This window comes from Clavibacter sepedonicus, from assembly GCF_000069225.1.
Lineage (GTDB): Bacteria > Actinomycetota > Actinomycetes > Actinomycetales > Microbacteriaceae > Clavibacter > Clavibacter sepedonicus.
Window position 1 is genome coordinate 2033349 of the sequence record NC_010407.1, and the last position, 14345, is coordinate 2047693.

Below are 14345 nucleotides of genomic sequence, written 5' to 3' on the forward strand. Positions count from 1 at the left end.
TCAGCGCCGCAGCCCGCGACGACGCGGAACAGCGGGTGCGTCGGCGGGCGGGTCGATCCGCAGCACGTCGACCACGATCGCCGTCACGTTGTCGCGCCCGCCGTTCTCCAGCGCGTGCACGACGAGGTCGCGCACGGCCGTCGCCGCGTCGTCGGCGCGCAGCAGGTGCCCGCGGATCTCCGCGTCGGCCAGCTCCTTGGTCAGCCCGTCGGAGCAGACCAGCAGCCGCAGCCGCGCGGTGACGGGCAGCAGCCAGTAGTCCGCCTCGGCGGCGTCGCCCACGCCGACGGCCCGGGTGATGATGTTGCCGTCCGGGTGCCGGTCGGCCTGCGCGCGCGTGATGCGGCCGGCGTCCACCATCTCCTGCACGACGGAGTGGTCGACCGTGACCTGCTCGAGCACGTCGCCGCGGAGCTGGTACACCCGCGAGTCGCCGACGTTGAAGACGGCCCAGTACGGGCGATCCGACACGAGCGTGAGGCACGCTCCCGTGACGGTCGTGCCGGCGTGCAGCTCGAGGTCCCCGGTCTCCTCGCGGATGTCGCCGACGGCCAGGTCGAGCGCGGGCTCCACGCCCTCGGGATCCGCGAACCCGGAGTCGGCGAGCTCCTGCTCCTCGGCGAGGCGGCGGATGACGGCGTCGCTCGCCACGTCGCCCGCGGCGTGCCCGCCCATGCCGTCCGCCACCGCGAAGTACGGCACGGCGGCGAGCACGCTGTCCTCGTTGTGGTCGCGGCGGAGGCCGCGGTCGGTCATGGACGCCCAGCCGAGCACGAGCGTGCGGCCGTCGGGCAGGGCGAGGGCCGTCTCCGGGACGTCCGCTCCGATGGCGGTCATCGGGCGGACAGGATCTCGAGGACGACGCCGTCGCCGATGTCGATGCGCGTGCCGGGCACGACCACGAGCGACTCCCCCGGACGGAGCGCGAGGCGCTCGGCGCCGGGGGCGAGCACCACGGTGCCGTTGGTGGAGTCGAGGTCGGTCACGACGACGACGCCGGAGTCCTGCCGGATCCCGAGGTGCGTGCCGGAGATCTCACCGAGCGGGGAGGGCACGGCGACCAGCCGCGGTGCGGCGCCCCGGATGACGCGCGGCGGACGCGGGCGGCGGCCGACGACGGCGGGGACGTCGAGCGGGATCCTGTCGGGGACGTCGGCGTCCCCGTGCGGCACGCCGTCGTGCAGGACGCGGAAGGCGGGGACGACGCGCGGGGCGTCGGCGTCGGCGTCCTCGTGCGTCGCGGGCGCGGTGGGCATCGCGACGGTGGGGACGCCGGCGGATCCGGCGCGGGCGGCGGCATCGCGGGCGTCCGGTGCTCCCGTTCGCCCGACCGGATCCGCCGGCCCGTCGAGCACGGTGGCGACGAGACCGGGATCCACTGTCGGCACGGCGGCGCAGCGACCGGAGGGCGGGGCGTCACGGCGGTCGGCGGGACGTGCCGGCTCGCCGGAGCGCGCGTCGCTCGGTCGCGGATCGCCGAGGCGCCAGTGCACGGCGTCCGCGGCGACGGCGCCCGCGATGAGCGGGAGGCCTCCCGTCCGGTCCGCGGAGGCGTCCGCCTCGACGTCGGCCCGGCCGGCCCGGTAGGCCCGGTAGGCCCGCACCCGGTCGAGCGTCGCGAGGTAGAAGGGCTGGGCGCGCCGCGCATCGACCCGGCGGGGATCCGCGGCCCCGTCGACGTCGGCGTCCACGACCGCGTCGCCCCGGAGCACCACCTGCAGGCGCGCGCCCTCCGGACCGGCCGCCTCGTGCACGATCACGGCGAACGACGCGACCTCGTCGGCGCCCCGCAGAGGCAGCGCCGCGACGATCGCCTCGGCGGTGGCAGCCGGATCGGCGACGATGCGCCAGAGGTCGTCAACGATGCCCGCCGGCGCGCCCGCGGGCAGGAGCACCACGGCGCGGGGCGTGACGACCGCGATGCCGGCCGACCCCCCCCGGCGGCGGGAGAGGAACGGTGGGAGCCCTCGCTCACGTCATCGGCTCCATCGAGGATCGGCGCCCGGTCGGGCGGTCGGCGACGGGCCTCGGGCGGCCGGACGCGCTGACACGGATCCTACCGCGCGGGCAAGCTCCGGCAGAGGGGTGCGCCGGCCACCGGACAGCGTCCAGGTGCGGCGACGGGAGGGGCATCCGGGCTGTCGCGGTGGCCGGTCGCCGCGGATCCGGTTGCCCGGCCCCCGCCGGACTGCCATGCTCGGACGATGAGCACGCCGCAGCGCCCCTCCGCCCGCGGGCTCCCCATCGACGCGATCTCCCGCTCCATCGTCGACCAGCTGCGGGAGGACGGTCGCCGGTCGTACGCCGAGATCGGCAAGGCGGTGGGACTCAGCGAGGCCGCCGTCCGCCAGCGCGTGCAGAAGCTCACCGACGCGGGCGTGATCCGCATCGTCGCGCTCACCGATCCGCAGCAGCTCGGGCTCACTCGCCAGGCCATGATCGGGGTCACCGTGAGCGGCGACGTGCGCGTGGTCGCGGACGCCCTCGCGGCCATCCCGGCGGTCGACTACGTGGTCATGACGGCGGGCACGTTCGACCTCCTCGCCGAGGTGGTCTGCGAGGACGACGACGAGCTCGTCGAGCTGCTGAACGCCCGCATCCGCGGCCTGGAGGGAGTCGTGAGCACGGAGACGTTCGTCTACCCCAAGGTGCACACGCAGGACGGCCACGGGCGCTCCCGGTGACGGCGGAGCGCGTCTCCGCCTCCTCCCCCGACGGCAGCCGGCGCCGTCCCTCCCCCGACCGGGCGGTGGCCCCGCTGATCCGCACGGCCCGTCGTACGTTCGCCGCATGACCCCCTCCTCCGCTCCCGCCGTCGCCCCCGCGCGGCGGCCGGCATCCCCGCCTCGCGATGGCCGACCCGCGCCCGCCGCTCCCGACGCCGACCCGGGCTGCGCGCTGGCCCCCGCCGCCGGGACCCTCCCCCACGGCGCCGCGCTGCTCCGGGTGCCCTCCCCCGTCGGCCGCCTGGAGCTCGTGGCCGAGGGCGACCGCGTCGTCGCCCTCTCGATCGCCACAGTGGGCGTCCTGCCGCTCGACCATCTGGACGACCGGCCGACCCCCGTGCTCGCGGAGACGGCGCGGCAGCTGGACGAGTACTTCGCCGGCCGCCGCACGTCCTTCGAGGTACCGGTGCGGCTGACGGGGACCCCGTTCCAGGTCGCGGTCTGGGAGGCGCTCGCGCGCGTCCCGCACGGCGGCGTCACGACGTACGGCGCCCTCGCTCAGGCCGCCGGTCGGCCCAGCGGGGCCCGCGCGGTGGGCGGGGCCGTCGGCGCGAACCGGCTCTGCATCCTGGTCCCCTGCCATCGCGTGCTCGGCTCCGACGGGCGCGTCACCGGCTTCAGCGCCGGCGACGGGGTCGCCACGAAGGTCGGGCTTCTCGCGCTCGAGGGCTCGGTGCTGTCATGACGCGCCCATCGCTCGTGCTCGGCGACGACGGCGTCGCGCGCTGCGCCTGGTCCGCCGGCGACACGGAGTACCGCAGATACCACGACGAGGAGTGGGGCCGTCCGCTGCACGGAGACCGGCCGCTGTTCGAGAAGCTCTGCCTCGAGGGCTTCCAGGCGGGGCTGTCGTGGATCTCCATCCTCCGCAAGCGCCCGCACTTCCGCGAGGTCTTCCACGGCTTCGACGTCGACGCGGTCGCCGCCATGGACGACGGCGACGTCGAGCGGCTGATGGGCGACGCCGGGATCATCCGCAACCGCGCCAAGATCCTCGCGGCCGCCGGCAACGCACGCGCGGTGCGGGCCCTCGTCGACGAGCACGGGGACGGTGCCCTCGACCGCATGATCTGGGCGCATGCCCCCGATCCCCTGACCCGCTCCCGTCCGGCCACAGCCGACGAGATCCCCGCCGTCACGCCGGAGTCCACGGCCCTCAGCCGCGAGCTCAAGGCGCACGGACTCCGGTTCGTGGGCCCCACCACCGTCTACGCGCTCATGCAGTCATCGGGTCTCGTCGACGACCACGTCGTCGGCTGCCATCGGGCCGCCTGACCCCGGCGGCGTCAATGCGGCGCGGCGACCAGGACGAGCTCGCCGGTGTCACCGCGCGACAGCTCGATGCCGGTGCCCGCGGCCCAGTCGAGCAGCTCCGCCACGGATCCGAGATCGCGACCGGCGAGGATCAGATCGCGCACGAGCTCGCCCTTCGCCTTCTTGTTGAAGTGGTTGAGCGCCCGCACCGTGCCGTCCGCGCCGCGGGCGACCACCCGCACCACGGCGGAGTCCTCGTGACCGGGACGCGGTCCGAGGGCGGCGTACCCCTCGGAGCGCAGGTCGAGCACGAGACCCGGGATCCCCTCGAGCACGCGACGGACCGAGGCGACCCAGTGCGCCTTCATCCTCAGGCCCGGCACGCGGCTGTCGTGCGAGAGCCGGTAGGCCGGGATCGGGTCGGTCGCCCGGACGGGCCCGAGCAGGGCGGAGTGCACGGCGACGTGCCGACCGGCGAACGCGAGTTGCGCGGGATCCAGGGAGTCGGCGCCGATGGGGTCGTAGAGGACGCCCGTGTAGCGGCGGAGAGCCGGCATGGTCGGCGAGGTCTCGAGCACGCGGTTCCGCTCCACCTCTGCGGCCTGGCGCGGGCCGAGCTTGAGGGCGCGCGCCGCCGCCTCGGGATCCCGGGCGAGGTCGGCGACGGCCCGCACGACCGTTCGGCGCTCCTCCGTCAGCTCGGGGAAGGCGAGGAGGTCGAGGTCCAGGTGCGATCCCTCCGTCCCGCCGTCGCGCTTGGTCTCGGACGGGGGCAGCAGGACGAGCACGGGGCCTCCGGGATCGGGTGGCGGGACGGGATGGACGGGCGGAACGCGCGCCCGGACGCACGAAGGCGGACGGCCCCCGAGGGGACCGCCCGCCGTCGGACGGACGTGATGCTACGCGACCAGTGCGGCCTTGCGCGCGACCACGGTCACGTTGTCGTTCTCCACCGAGAGGAAGCCCTCGTCGGCGTCGGCCGTGATCACGGCGCCGCCGTCCTGCGTGATGCGGACGTTGCCGGTCGCGAGGATCGCCAGCAGGGGCTCGTGACCGGCCAGGATGCCGATCTCGCCCTCGCTGGTGCGCGCGACGACCATGGACGCCTGGCCCGACCAGACCTGCTGGTCGGCCGAGACCACGGTCACCGTGAGATCAGCGCGGGCCATGTCAGCCGTTCTCCTTCTGGATCTCGGACCAGCGGCGCTCGACATCGTCGAGGTCGCCGACGTTGAAGAACGCCTGCTCGGCGACGTGGTCGTAGTCGCCGTCGGCGATCTTCGAGAACGACTCGATGGTGTTCTTCAGCGGCACCGTGGAGCCCTCGACGCCCGTGAACTTCTTCGCCATGTACGTGTTCTGCGAGAGGAACTGCTGGATGCGGCGCGCACGCGACACCGTGACCTTGTCCTCCTCGGAGAGCTCGTCGACGCCGAGGATCGCGATGATCTCCTGCAGCTCCTTGTTTTTCTGCAGGATGGCCTTGACGCGGGTGGCCGTGTCGTAGTGCGCCTGGCCCAGGTACCGCGGGTCGAGGATGCGGCTGGTGGACGTCAGCGGGTCGACGGCCGGGTAGAGACCGCGCGAGGCGATCTCGCGGCTGAGCTCCGTGGTCGCGTCGAGGTGCGCGAACGTGGTGGCCGGTGCCGGGTCCGTGTAGTCGTCCGCGGGGACGTAGATGGCCTGCAGCGACGTGATGCTGTGGCCGCGGGTCGACGTGATGCGCTCCTGGAGCACGCCCATCTCGTCCGCGAGGTTCGGCTGGTAGCCCACCGCGGACGGCATGCGGCCGAGCAGCGTGGAGACCTCGGAGCCGGCCTGCGTGAAGCGGAAGATGTTGTCGATGAAGAGCAGCACGTCCTGGTTCTTCACGTCGCGGAAGTACTCCGCCATCGTGAGCGCGGACAGGGCGACGCGGAGGCGCGTTCCCGGCGGCTCGTCCATCTGGCCGAAGACCAACGCGGTTTTGTCGAAGACGCCGGCCTCCTCCATCTCCATGATGAGGTCGTTGCCCTCGCGGGTGCGCTCGCCGACTCCGGCGAACACGGACACTCCGCCGTGGTCCTGCGCGACGCGCTGGATCATCTCCTGGATGAGGACGGTCTTGCCGACGCCCGCGCCGCCGAACAGGCCGATCTTGCCGCCCTGCACGTACGGGGTGAGGAGGTCGATGACCTTGATGCCGGTCTCGAACAGCTGCGTCTTGGACTCGAGCTGGTCGAACATCGGGGGCTTGCGGTGGATGGGCCAGCGCTCGGTGATCTCGATGGGCTCACCACCCTCGTTGTTGAGGATGTCGCCGGTGACGTTGAAGACCTTGCCCTTGGTGATGTCGCCGACGGGCACCGAGATGGCGGCGCCCGTGTCGCGCACCTCCTGGCCGCGGACGAGGCCGTCCGTGGGCTTCAGGGCGATGGCGCGCACGACGTCGTCGCCGAGGTGCAGCGCGATCTCGAGCGTGATCTCCGTCGAGTCCTCGCCGATCGTGATCGTGGTCTTGAGGGCGTTGTAGACCGGGGGGATCGAGTCATGCGGGAACTCGATGTCCACGACCGGGCCGGTGACGCGGACGATGCGTCCGACGCCGGCCACGCTGTCGCTGGCGACCGGCCGAGTGGCGGTGTCAGTCATTGATGTCTCTCTTCTTCATTCGTGGAGCAGGAGTGTTACTTGCTGGAGGCGAGCGCGTCCGCGCCGCCGACGATCTCGGAGATCTGCTGCGTGATCTCGGTCTGGCGCGCGTTGTTCCGCAGCCGCGTGTAGGTGGTCACGAGCTTGTCAGCGTTGTCGCTCGCCGACTTCATGGCCTTCTGGCGCGCGGCGTGCTCGGAGGCGGCCGACTGCAGCATCGCGTTGAAGATGCGGCTCTCGATGTAGACGGGGAGCAGCGCGTCGAGAACGTCGCCCACCTCGGGCTCGAACTCGTAGAGCGGCAGGACGGCACCCTCGACGGGCGCCTCCACCCCCTCGACGACCTCGAGCGGCAGCAGGCGGACGACCTCCGGCTTCTGCGTGGCGATCGACACGAAGCGGTTGAAGACGATGTGGATCTCGTCCACGCCGCCCTCGGACGCCGGCGTCACGAACTTCTCCACGAGCGCGTCGCCGATCGACTTCGCGGTCTCGAACTCGGGCTTCTCCGTGCTGCCGGTCCAGATGCGCTCCGAATCCCGCTTGCGGAACTTGAAGTACCCGACGGCCTTGCGGCCCACCAGGTAGTAGACGATCTCCTTGCCCTGCGAACGGAGGAGCTCGGCGAGCTGCTCCGACTCCTTCAGGACGCTGGAGCTGAACGCGCCGGCGAGGCCGCGGTCGGAGGCGAAGATGACGATCGCCGCCCGCTCCACCTTCTCGGGCTCGGTCGTGAGGATGTGGTCGACGTTGGAGAACGTCGCCACCGCCGAGACCGCGCGCGTGACGGCGCGGGAGTACGGCGCGGACGCCGCCATCCGCTGCTGCGCCTTCTGGATGCGCGACGCGGAGATCAGCTCCATCGCGCGGGTGATCTTCTTCGTCGTCTGCGCGGACTTGATCTTCTGCGTGTAGACCCGGAGTTGCGCTCCCATTGGTCTCCCTATCGGTCTCGGTCGGTGGCGGATCGGTGGGACAAGCGCGTCAGCGCTTGCCCTTGACGATCTGCTCCTGGTTGACGTCCTCGGCCTTGGCGGGCTCGAACTTCTCGGATCCGACGGAGGCGAGCGGCTTGCCCTCGCCCGTCTGGAACTCGAGCTTGAACCGGTCCACGGCCTTGTCCATCGCGTCGATGATGTCGTCGGTGAGGACGTTCTTCTCCTTGAGCTGCGACAGCACCTCCGTGTTGCGGTGGAGGTGGTCGAGCAGCTCGCGCTCGAAGCGGAGGATGTCCTCGACGGGCACCTCGTCGAGCTTGCCCTTCGTGCCCGCCCAGATCGAGACGACCTGCTCCTCGATGGGGAACGGCGAGTACTGGGGCTGCTTGAGCAGCTCCGTCAGGCGCGCGCCACGGGCGAGCTGGCGACGGCTGGCCGCGTCGAGGTCGGACGCGAAGATCGCGAACGCCTCGAGGGAGCGGTACTGCGCGAGCTCGAGCTTGAGCGTGCCGGAGACCTTCTTGATGCTCTTCACCTGCGCGTCGCCGCCGACGCGGGACACCGAGATGCCGACGTCGACCGCGGGACGCTGGTTGGCGTTGAAGAGGTCGGACTGCAGGAAGATCTGGCCGTCGGTGATCGAGATCACGTTGGTCGGGATGTACGCCGAGACGTCGTTCGCCTTCGTCTCGATGATGGGCAGGCCCGTCATCGATCCGGCGCCCAGCTCGTCCGAGAGCTTGGCGCAGCGCTCGAGCAGGCGGGAGTGCAGGTAGAAGACGTCGCCGGGGTACGCCTCGCGTCCCGGCGGACGACGCAGAAGGAGCGAGACAGCGCGGTAGGCCTCGGCCTGCTTGGACAGGTCGTCGAAGATGATGAGGACGTGCTTGCCGCCGTACATCCAGTGCTGGCCGATGGCCGAGCCGGTGTAGGGAGCGAGGTACTTGAAGCCGGCGGGGTCGGACGCGGGGGACGCGACGATGGTCGTGTACTCCATGGCGCCGGCCTCCTCGAGGGCGCCGCGCACCGAGGCGATGGTGGAGCCCTTCTGGCCGATGGCGACGTAGATGCAGCGGACCTGCTTGTTCGTGTCGCCCGACTCCCAGTTGGCCTTCTGGTTGATGATCGTGTCGATCGCGATGGCCGTCTTGCCGGTCTGGCGGTCGCCGATGATGAGCTGGCGCTGGCCGCGGCCGATCGGGATCATGGCGTCGATGGCCTTGATGCCGGTCTGCATGGGCTCGTGCACGCTCTTGCGCTGCATGACGCCGGGTGCCTGGAGCTCGAGGGCGCGGCGGCCCTCGTTCGCGATCTCGCCCTGGCCGTCGATGGGGTTGCCCAGCGGGTCCACGACGCGGCCGAGGTAGCCGTCGCCGACGGGGACGGAGAGCACCTCGCCGGTGCGGCGCACCTCCATGCCCTCCTCGATGCCGGCGAACTCGCCGAGCACGATGACGCCGATCTCGCTCTCCTCCAGGTTCTGGGCGAGGCCCAGGGTCCCGTCGGCGAACGTGATGAGCTCGTTGGCCATGACGCCGGGCAGGCCCTGCACGTGGGCGATTCCGTCGCCCGCGTCGAGCACGTAGCCGACCTCGGTGGTCGAGGCCTTGCCGGGCTCGTAGGACTGCACGAAGTCCTTGAGCGCGTCCCGGATCTCGTCGGGGCTGATCGAAAGTTCTGCCATCTTCTTTCCCTTTGCATTCACGGGAGCCTGCGGCCCCCGAGGTGACGCCCGCCGGTCAGGCGAACTGGAGTCTCAAATCGTTGATCCTGGTGGCGACGCTGCCGTCGATGACGTCGTCGCCGATCTGGACGCGGAGGCCGCCGACGAGATCGCGGTCCACGACCTGGTTCAGCTCGATCCGCCGGGAGTACCGGCGGCTCAGCGCCTGCGCCAGGCGCTCCGACTGCTCGGGCGACAGGGGCGAGGCGACGCTGACCGTGGCGATGGTGAGGCCCGCCTGGTCGGCGACGAGGGTGGCGGCGTGACGGACGAGCTCCCCGATGCGGCGGCCGCGGGGCTGCTGCACGAGCTGCTCGACGATGACGACCGTCTGCTCCGATGCCCGGCCGTCGAGGAGACGGTGGACGAGCGTCGACTTGGCCTCGGGGTCGCCCAGCTTGTCCCCGAACGCCAGCTCGAGGCCGTCGTCGGTGGACACGGCGCGGCCGAACGTGAACAGCTCGGACTCGACGGGCGTGCCCTCGGGCGCCGAGATCGCCACGGCGCGGATGCCGAGCTCCTCGATGCCCGCCAGCAGCTCGTCGTGCGACGACCAGCGGCCGTCGACGACCGCGCGGAGGACGCGGAGCGTCGGCTCCTGCACGGTGGCGCCGAAGACCCGGTCCACGATGCTGTGCTTGACCTCCGGCGCGATGCCGGTGTCCGCCAGCGCGGAGAGCAGGTGCGTGGATCCGCCGATGGCGCGGCCGGCTCCGAGGAGCTGACCGGCCGTCGACAGGTCGACGCCCCCGAGCTCCGCGAGGACGCGGCGTGCCGAGTCCAGCGATGCGCGCGATGCACTGCCCATCAGCTGGCGGATCCCGTCCTGCCGGCGGTCTCGCTGGCCTCCAGGTCGGCGAGGAACCGGTCGACGAGCGCGGTGGAGCGCTGGTCGTCCGCGAGGCTCTGGCCGATGACGCCCGACGCGAGGTCGATCGCGAGCGATCCAACCTCGGAGCGGAGCGAGACGACCGCCTGCTGGCGCTCCGCCTCGATCTGCTGCGTGCCGCTCGCGGTGATCCGGGCGGCGTCGGCCGTGGCCTGCTCCTTGATCTCCGCGGCGATCACCGAGGCGTCGACACGGGCCTGCTCGCGGATGCGACCGGCCTCCGCGCGTGCCTCGACGAGCTGCGCGGTGAGCTCGGCCTTCGCGGCGTCGGCTTCCGCCTGCGCGCGCTCGGCCTTCTCGATGCCGCCGGCGATCGCCTCGGTGCGGCCGTCGAGCATGGCGTAGACGCGCGGGAGCGCGTACTTCCAGATGACGACCAGGAGGACGACGAACACGACCGCCGACCACACGATGTCGTAGACCGCGGGTAGGAGGATGCTCGGCGCTTCTTCACCTGCCGCCATCACGTTGTGGGGCGTGAGCATGTGCGTCTCCCCTAGTTGGTGAAGATGAAGTAGGTCGCGAGGCCGATGAGCGCGAGCGCCTCGGAGAACGCGATGCCGAGGAACATCGTGGTGCGGAGGCTGCCGGCCATCTCAGGCTGGCGGGCCATGGCCTCGACGGTCTTGCCGGCGACGATCCCGACACCGATGCCGGGGCCGATCGCTGCGAGGCCGTAGCCGACGGTCGCGATGTTGCCGGTGATCTCGGCGGTGATGATGGGGTCCACTGGGGGTTCCTTCCGGTTGGGTGATCTCGTCGGTGGACGAGATCGCTTAGTGCTCCTCCGCCACGGCCATCTGGATGTAGACGGCGGTGAGGAGGGCGAAGATGTAGGCCTGCAGGACGGCGACGAGCAGCTCGAAGAGCGTGAACGCGAATCCGAGGACGAGGGTGCCGGCGCCCAGGATCTTGAGCGCGCCCTGCGCCTCGAAGAGGAAGAACCACGTCGCGGAGAAGCAGAGCACCAGCAGGAGGTGCCCCACGAGCATGTTCATCAGGAGTCGGAGCGTGAGCGCGACCGGCCGGATGATGAACGTCGAGAGGAACTCGATGGGCGTGAGGAGCAGGTAGACCGGCTTCGGCGCCCCGGCGGGGAACAGCGTGTTCTTGAAGAACATCACGCCCCGGTCCTTGATGCCGGCGTAGATGAACGTGACGTACGCCACGAGCGCCAGCAGGAGCGGGAGGCCGATGACCGAGGTGCCGGCGATGTTGAGGAAGGGGACGACGCCCGTGAGGTCCATGCCGAGGACCAGGAAGAAGATGGTCATGATGATCGGCAGGAATCGACGGCCGTCCTTCTTACCGAGGATGTCCTCCGCGATGTTGACGCGGACGAAGTCGACGCCCATCTCGACGAGGTTCTGGCCGCGGCCGGGCACCAGCGCGAGCTTGCGCGTGCCGACGACGAACAGGACGACGAGGACCGCCATCACCAGGAGCCTGATGAGCATGATGCGGTTGAGGTCGAAGCCCGTGCCCTCGAAGAAGGCGATCGGCGGGAAGAACTCCTCGAGCGTGGGAGGGTGGAACCCCTCACCCGAGTCTTCAGCGGCGAGGGTGATGATGCTGGGTGCAGCGGTGGCTAACAGCGCTATCTCCTGTTTCGGGGCGTGGAGCGCGAACTCTCGCGGCGACGAACGGATGGGGTGAGAAGACGCCGGCGTGAGGTGGAACTGGGCACGGCCCGACGGGAATCGTCACGAAAGAGACTATCAACAATGAGGGTGCCCTGACTAATCGCGTCCCCTCTTCCGGCGCCCGAGGGCGCGCGGCTAGCTGTACTGGGTCATGACGTTGGTGACACTCGGGCCGCGGGCGTGAGCCCGTGGCTCGAGTGGATCCGTTCAGTGTTGTAGTGCTCGATGAAGGGGTCAAGCGCGTCGGCCCGGTGTTGGTTGCCGGTGAAGGGTTGCCGGTAGGCCCACTCGGTCGCGAGGGTCCGGTTGAAGCGCTCGACCTTGCCGTTCTGCCAGGGGCAGTGCGGGCGGATGAACTTCTGCCGCGCGCCCAGGTCCTGGACGGCGTTCTTGAACGCGGTCGAGTGCCGGTAGGCGAACGCGTTGTCCGTGATGACCCGCTCGATCCGGGTGATCCCATGCCCGGCGAAGTACGCCGCTGCGCGGGTCAGGAACCCGGCCGCGGTCGCGCCTTTCTCATCGGGATGGATCTCCGCGTAGGCGAGACGGGTGTGGTCATCGACCGCGGCATGGACGTAATCGAACCCGATCCCGCGGCCGCGGACCTGCTCGCTGCGCCCGTGGACCCGCCAGCCGCCTCCGTCCGGGATCCTCCCGAGCTTCTTCACGTCCACGTGGATCAGATCACCCGGATGCTCGTGCTCATACCGGTGCGCCGTTGACCGGGATGCCCGGATCACGGCCCCGGTGACGGGGTCCAACCATGCCAACGGCGGCGCCCCGTGCCGGCGCAGGATGCGGGAGATCGTACGGGATGGAACACCTGTCACCGGCGCCAGCCGCGCAGGACCCGCCCGCAACTGGGCCCGCGCTTCCAGCACGGCCCGTTCCCGCTCCGGGCTCGTTCGCCTCGGTACTGACCGGGGCCGCGATGACCGATCCGTCAGCCCTCGCAGCCCCTCGGCACGGAACCGGTTCACCCATCGATGCGCGCACTGCCGCGACACCCCCAGCTCCCGCGCGACGTGCGCGACCGGCCGACGATCCTCCACCACCCGCCGCACGAGGAGAACCCTCCCGTGAACCGTCAGACGAGCATTACCGTGGGACATCGAGGCCTCCTGGCGATGGTTGAACTGAACAGCTCCATCAAGCCAGGAGGCCTCTTCACACGCCCCGAAGTGTCACCAACGTCATGGCCGAGTACACCAGGCCGGGAGCACCGGCCCGGTAGGCGAGGATGGACACCGTGACCGACGCCGCCTCCCCCGTCTCCCCCCTCCGCCTCCACGACACCGCCGCCCGCGGGTTCGCCTCCGACAACTACTCCGGGATCCACCCCGAGGTGCTCGCGGCCATCGCGGCCGCGAACGACGGGCACCAGGTCGCGTACGGTGGCGACGCCTACACGGCCCGCCTGCAGGAGGTCGTCGGCGAGCACTTCGGCCGCGGCGCCGAGGCGTTCCCCGTCTTCAACGGCACGGGCGCGAACGTCACCGGACTCTTGTCGATGCTGCCGCGCTGGGGTGCCGTGATCTGCGCGACCACGGCCCACATCAACACCGACGAGGGCGGCGCCCCCGAGCGCGTCGCCGGCATCAAGCTCCTCCAGGTGCCCACCGAGGACGGCAAGCTGACGCCCGAGCTCATCGACCGCGAGGCGTGGGGCTGGGGGGACGAGCACCGCGCGCAGCCGCTCGCCGTGAGCATCACGCAGACCACCGAGCTCGGCACCGTCTACACGCCGGCCGAGGTGCGGGCGATCGCCGACCATGCGCACGAGCGCGGCATGCGCCTGCACATGGACGGTGCGCGCCTGTCGAACGCCGCCGCCACGCTGGACGCACCCTTCCGCGCGTTCACGTCGGACGCGGGCGTCGACGTCGTCAGCTTCGGCGGCACCAAGAACGGCCTGCTCTACGGCGAGGCGATCGTGGTGCTCGACCCCGAGGCGTCCGAGGGACTCACCTACCTGCGCAAGCTCAACATGCAGCTCGCGTCGAAGATGCGGTTCGTGAGCGCGCAGCTGCTGGCGCTGCTCGGATCCGAGGTCGACGGCGTGCCGCTGTACCTCCGCTCCGCGCGCCACGCGAACGGCATGGCCGCGCGCCTCCGGGCCGCGCTCGAGGGCGTCGACGGCGTGGAGTTCACGCAGGAGACGCAAGCGAACGGCCTGTTCGCGATCCTCCCCGAGGGCGTCGCCGACCGCCTCCGCGGCGAGTTCCGCTTCTACGACTGGGATCCGGCCCGCCGCGAGGTGCGCTGGATGTGCTCCTTCGACACCACCGAGGACGACATCGACCGCTTCGCCACGGCGATCCGCCGGGAGGTCGGGGCGGGGTAGCGTCCCGTCGACGTCGACGGGACCCGAGGCCATAGCGGCGACCTTCGGCATCATCTGCGCGGTCTGGAGCGGTTTCGTCGAAGCAACGTCTGGTGACGGATCACCGCCTGCGCACAAGGTCGTCAGGAACGAAGCCCTGCAGCACGAACGCCCTGGCGGCTGAGCATCGGGGCCATCATCGCATCTGAACGAGGATC

At 71.0% G+C, this 14345-nt stretch carries 16 protein-coding genes; 4 read left to right on the forward strand and 12 right to left on the reverse strand.

Annotation, left to right across the window (positions count from 1 at the left end; all coding sequences use genetic code 11):
- Both CMS_RS09510 and CMS_RS09515 read right to left on the reverse strand, forming a co-directional pair.
- Entirely contained in the window at positions 1 to 837 is an 837-nt protein-coding gene (locus tag CMS_RS09510) for a PP2C family protein-serine/threonine phosphatase (protein ID WP_041464592.1), read from the reverse strand.
- Positions 834 to 1898: an FHA domain-containing protein gene (locus CMS_RS09515; protein WP_223842623.1), complete on the reverse strand. Its 1065-nt coding sequence runs from the start codon at positions 1896 to 1898 to the stop codon at positions 834 to 836. The genes CMS_RS09510 and CMS_RS09515 overlap by 4 nt, the downstream gene beginning before the upstream one ends.
- 306 nt (positions 1899 to 2204) lie before the next feature.
- On the opposite strand from CMS_RS09515, the gene CMS_RS09520 reads away from it, so the two are divergent.
- The 3 genes from CMS_RS09520 to CMS_RS09530 all read left to right on the forward strand — a co-directional run bounded on the left by CMS_RS09520 (position 2205) and on the right by CMS_RS09530 (position 4001).
- The gene (locus CMS_RS09520) at positions 2205 to 2684 is read left to right on the forward strand and encodes an Lrp/AsnC family transcriptional regulator (protein WP_012299253.1); all 480 of its coding nucleotides are present in this window, start codon (positions 2205 to 2207) and stop codon (positions 2682 to 2684) included.
- 106 nt (positions 2685 to 2790) lie between these two features.
- Positions 2791 to 3411, forward strand: a complete 621-nt coding sequence (locus CMS_RS09525; RefSeq protein WP_012299254.1) for a methylated-DNA--[protein]-cysteine S-methyltransferase — start codon at positions 2791 to 2793, stop codon at positions 3409 to 3411.
- On the forward strand, positions 3408 to 4001 hold the full coding sequence (locus CMS_RS09530; protein WP_041464593.1) for a DNA-3-methyladenine glycosylase I: 594 nt from the start codon (positions 3408 to 3410) through the stop codon (positions 3999 to 4001). The genes CMS_RS09525 and CMS_RS09530 overlap by 4 nt, the downstream gene beginning before the upstream one ends.
- 11 nt (positions 4002 to 4012) lie before the next feature.
- Here the strand turns inward: CMS_RS09530 and yaaA are convergent, their stop codons facing one another.
- The 10 genes from yaaA to CMS_RS16625 form a co-directional block, all read right to left on the reverse strand.
- The gene (gene yaaA / locus CMS_RS09535; protein WP_012299256.1) at positions 4013 to 4768 is read right to left on the reverse strand and encodes a peroxide stress protein YaaA; all 756 of its coding nucleotides are present in this window, start codon (positions 4766 to 4768) and stop codon (positions 4013 to 4015) included.
- A 111-nt stretch (positions 4769 to 4879) separates the two neighbouring features.
- Positions 4880 to 5149, reverse strand: a complete 270-nt coding sequence (locus CMS_RS09540; RefSeq protein WP_012037856.1) for a F0F1 ATP synthase subunit epsilon — start codon at positions 5147 to 5149, stop codon at positions 4880 to 4882.
- A gap of 1 nt (position 5150) precedes the next feature.
- Complete coding sequence (gene atpD, locus CMS_RS09545; RefSeq protein ID WP_012299257.1) at positions 5151 to 6611, reverse strand: F0F1 ATP synthase subunit beta; 1461 nt, start codon at positions 6609 to 6611, stop codon at positions 5151 to 5153.
- A gap of 35 nt (positions 6612 to 6646) precedes the next feature.
- The gene (locus CMS_RS09550) at positions 6647 to 7546 is read right to left on the reverse strand and encodes a F0F1 ATP synthase subunit gamma (RefSeq protein WP_012299258.1); all 900 of its coding nucleotides are present in this window, start codon (positions 7544 to 7546) and stop codon (positions 6647 to 6649) included.
- 49 nt (positions 7547 to 7595) lie between these two features.
- A complete protein-coding gene (gene atpA / locus CMS_RS09555; RefSeq protein WP_041464594.1) occupies positions 7596 to 9233 on the reverse strand; it encodes a F0F1 ATP synthase subunit alpha in 1638 nt (545 codons plus the stop codon).
- A 55-nt stretch (positions 9234 to 9288) separates the two neighbouring features.
- A complete protein-coding gene (locus tag CMS_RS09560) occupies positions 9289 to 10080 on the reverse strand; it encodes a F0F1 ATP synthase subunit delta (RefSeq protein ID WP_012299260.1) in 792 nt (263 codons plus the stop codon).
- Complete coding sequence (locus tag CMS_RS09565; RefSeq protein ID WP_041464595.1) at positions 10080 to 10646, reverse strand: F0F1 ATP synthase subunit B; 567 nt, start codon at positions 10644 to 10646, stop codon at positions 10080 to 10082. The genes CMS_RS09560 and CMS_RS09565 overlap by 1 nt, the downstream gene beginning before the upstream one ends.
- Before the next feature lie 11 nt (positions 10647 to 10657).
- A complete protein-coding gene (locus CMS_RS09570; RefSeq protein ID WP_012299262.1) occupies positions 10658 to 10891 on the reverse strand; it encodes an ATP synthase F0 subunit C in 234 nt (77 codons plus the stop codon).
- Positions 10892 to 10937: 46 nt separating this feature from the next.
- Positions 10938 to 11732, reverse strand: coding sequence for a F0F1 ATP synthase subunit A (gene atpB, locus CMS_RS09575; protein WP_086935903.1), 795 nt, complete (start codon positions 11730 to 11732; stop codon positions 10938 to 10940).
- A gap of 221 nt (positions 11733 to 11953) precedes the next feature.
- Positions 11954 to 12916, reverse strand: a complete 963-nt coding sequence (locus CMS_RS16625; protein ID WP_012299264.1) for an IS481-like element IS1121 family transposase — start codon at positions 12914 to 12916, stop codon at positions 11954 to 11956.
- Between the two features lie 128 nt (positions 12917 to 13044).
- On the opposite strand from CMS_RS16625, the gene CMS_RS09585 reads away from it, so the two are divergent.
- Positions 13045 to 14148, forward strand: coding sequence for a threonine aldolase family protein (locus CMS_RS09585; protein ID WP_012299265.1), 1104 nt, complete (start codon positions 13045 to 13047; stop codon positions 14146 to 14148).
- Positions 14149 to 14345: the final 197 nt, after the last annotated feature.